1 protein-coding gene is annotated in these 1945 nt (G+C 56.1%); it reads left to right on the top strand.

Going from position 1 to position 1945, the window contains the following annotated elements; all coding sequences use genetic code 11:
* Positions 1–1945: putative Ig domain-containing protein (locus AKL27_RS26815; protein WP_198156106.1), on the top strand; the 1945-nt coding region annotated here is incomplete at both ends.

The following is a 1945-nucleotide window of genomic DNA, read 5'->3' as shown; positions in this document are numbered from 1 at the left end:
GACAACGGACGGCAAGATAGAAAGTACGCGCTTCGTCTATAACGCCAACGGAGATCTGGTGCAGGTGATCAGTGGCGACGATAAGGCGATTGATGTTGCGCCTGCACTTCCCGTGCTGAACCACGCCTATGGCGAATTCAAGCTGGCGTTGACCAGCCAGTTGTTGACCGCAGCGCTTGCAGGTCAGGCGCTGGTGTATAGCGCGACATTGGCCGATGGCAGCGCGTTGCCGGCATGGCTGCAAATGAATGCATCCACGGGCGAACTCAGCGGTGTACCGACAGAGCTGGTGACAGGGGCGCTGGCATTGAAAGTAACGGTGACCGGTGCCAATGGTGTTGCTGCCAGCAGTGTGATCAACTTGCCGATGAATCCGACGGCATTGCGTCCGGTGCTCACGCAGCCGCTGGCCAATCAGGTGGCGCAGGCAGGGCAGGCATTTCAATTGGCGTTGCCAGTGGACTTGTTCAAGGAGCCTGTTGTTGGCGATACCTTGAAATATTCGGCCACACTGATGGATGGCAGCGCGTTACCGGCGTGGTTGAAGATCAATGCGGTTACCGGCACATTGAGCGGCGTGGCAGGCAATACGGATATTGGTAGTTTGCAGATTCGTCTGACAGCAACCGAACAGAGCGGACTGTCCGCGAGTACCAGCTTTGCTTTGCAGGTCAACGCAGGCTACCTGGCGCCGACTGTTGGCATCACCAATGCCGTAATGAGTACACCGGCCGGACAAGCGTTTCGCCTGACGTTACCGACAGGCTTGCTTAATGCACCGGTGGCCGGTACCACGCTGCGCTATAACGCAGTGAAAGCAGATGGTACAGCGTTACCGCAATGGCTGAACTTCAATCCTGCCGACGGCAGCTTCAGCGGTGCGCCGTTGAACAGCGACATTGGCAATGTCAGTCTTAAAATTACTGCGACCGATGTCTCGGGTCGTACTGCCAGCGTCAACATGACGTTCAAGGTAGTGACCAGTACGGCGCGGGCGAGCTTGGTTGAGGTTGTTAAAAACAAGGCTGGCACCAGCACCAAGATTGAAGTGGACCGCTTTGATCCGGTGACCGGTGCTATCGTCGAGATGGAAACCTGGGATCCGGCGACGGGCAAGATGACTGAGTACCATCAGTGGGATGCGGTCACCGGCGGCAATCTGTTGCTGCAAAAGTTTAACAAGACCAGCGGCAAGCCGACGGAAATGCACGTGTGGGACGCGCGCAACGGCGCTGAAATCGAATTCAGCAAATTCAATGCTTCCGGGCGCAAGATTGAAGTGCATCAATGGAACGCGCAGACAGGTGTAAAAACACTGCTGGATATCTATGATGCGACGAGTGGTTTGCTGGTCCAGCACAATACCTGGGATCCGGTATCACGGGTGCAGACGGGTTATATGACCTGGAATGCGACCAATAGCCGTCCGATAGAAGTCAATCAGTGGGATGCGGTGACTGGTGCCAAGACCGTCTATCAAAAATTCAGTGCGTCGACCGGACTGTCGCTGGAGTTGCATGAAATGGATCGGCTGTCTGGCGCGGAAGTACGGCTGACGGAATGGAATGCGGCGGGCAAGCTGATCAAGGTCATGCAGTATGACCCGGTTAGCGGTCATGCGGTGTTGAATGAAGTGTTTGATCCAGTCAGCGGCCGGCTGCTGGAACTCGATACGTTTGATGGCCCAAGCGGCGCCATTACCAGCGCTACCCATTGGGATGGCACCAGCGGCAAGCAGGTGGAGGTCAATCGTTGGGATGCGGTCAGCGGTAACAAGACACTGTTGCTGAAATTTGATGCTGCCAGCGGCGGCATTCGTGAAGCCTTGGAATGGGATGCTGCGACGGCAGCGCAGACCGGTTATGCGGCCTGGGACGCTGTGACGGGCTTGCAGGATCAGGTCAATCGCTATGCGCTGAATGGTCAAAAAATTCTCATGGAGCAG

It is taken from the genome of Herbaspirillum autotrophicum (genome assembly GCF_001189915.1).
GTDB classification, from domain to species: Bacteria; Pseudomonadota; Gammaproteobacteria; order Burkholderiales; family Burkholderiaceae_D; genus Herbaspirillum; species Herbaspirillum autotrophicum.
This window is presented reverse-complemented; position numbering and strand designations above follow the sequence as displayed.